At 56.0% G+C, this 1,359-nt stretch carries 1 rRNA gene (running past one end of the window); it reads right to left on the reverse strand.

The features are described 5' to 3' along the window. Window positions 1-1,283: ribosomal RNA gene (locus ACZ6W9_RS36870) — 23S ribosomal RNA — on the reverse strand; it reaches 1,923 nt to the left of the window's first position. Window positions 1,284-1,359 lie beyond the last annotated feature (76 nt).

Consider the following 1,359-nt stretch of genomic DNA (forward strand, 5'->3'; position numbering starts at 1 on the left):
AGTAATGTGTGAATGCCACGACTTCGGCGGTGTACTTGAGCCCCGCTACATTGTCGGCGCAGAATCACTTGACCAGTGAGCTATTACGCACTCTTTCAAGGATGGCTGCTTCTAAGCCAACCTCCTGGTTGTCACTGCGACTCCACATCCTTTCCCACTTAGCACACGCTTAGGGGCCTTAGTCGGTGGTCTGGGCTGTTTCCCTCTCGACTACGGAGCTTATCCCCCGCAGTCTCACTGCCACGCTCTCACTTACCGGCATTCGGAGTTTGGCTGACGTCAGTAACCTTGTCGGGCCCATCGGCCATCCAGTGCTCTACCTCCGGCAAGAAACACGCGACGCTGCACCTAAATGCATTTCGGGGAGAACCAGCTATCACGGAGTTTGATTGGCCTTTCACCCCTAAACACAGGTCATCCCCCAGGTTTTCAACCCTGGTGGGTTCGGTCCTCCACGCGGTCTTACCCGCGCTTCAACCTGCCCATGCCTAGATCACTCCGCTTCGGGTCTGCAGCATGCGACTATAAAACGCCCTATTCAGACTCGCTTTCGCTACGGCTCCCCCACACGGGTTAACCTCGCCACACACCGCAACTCGCAGGCTCATTCTTCAAAAGGCACGCAGTCACATCACAGACATTCCGAAGAACATCTACGCTCCTACGGCTTGTAGGCACACGGTTTCAGGTACTATTTCACGACCCCTCACCGGGGTGCTTTTCACCTTTCCCTCACGGTACTAGTGCACTATCGGTCATCAGGGAGTATTTAGGCTTACCAGGTGGTCCTGGCAGATTCACACAGGATTTCTCGGGCCCCGTGCTACTTGGGATCCCCTCCAACAGTCGACAGGATTTCACCTACCCGGCTCTCACGGTCTACGGCGCAGCTTCCCAGAAGCTTCGGCTATCCCACCGATTTATCACTGTCCGGAGAAACGGCAGTCTCTCCAAGAAGGTCCCACAACCCCGAACACGCAACGCCTGCCGGCTATCACACGCGCCCGGTTTAGCCTCCTCCGCTTTCGCTCACCACTACTCACGGAATCACTCTTGTTTTCTCTTCCTACGGGTACTGAGATGTTTCACTTCCCCGCGTTACCACCAACCGCCCTATACATTCAGGCGGAGGCAACACCACATGACTGGTGCTAGGTTTCCCCATTCGGACATCCCCGGATCAAAGTCTGGTTGGCGACTCCCCGGGGCTTAACGCAGCCTCCCACGTCCTTCATCGGCTCCTGATGCCAAGGCATCCACCGTGTGCCCTAAAAAACTTGGCCACAAAGATGCTCGCGTCCACTATGCAAATCTCAAACAACACGCAGCGACCCTCACGATCCCACCACCAGACACCCA

Source organism: Streptosporangium sp. NPDC053982 (assembly GCF_055585205.1).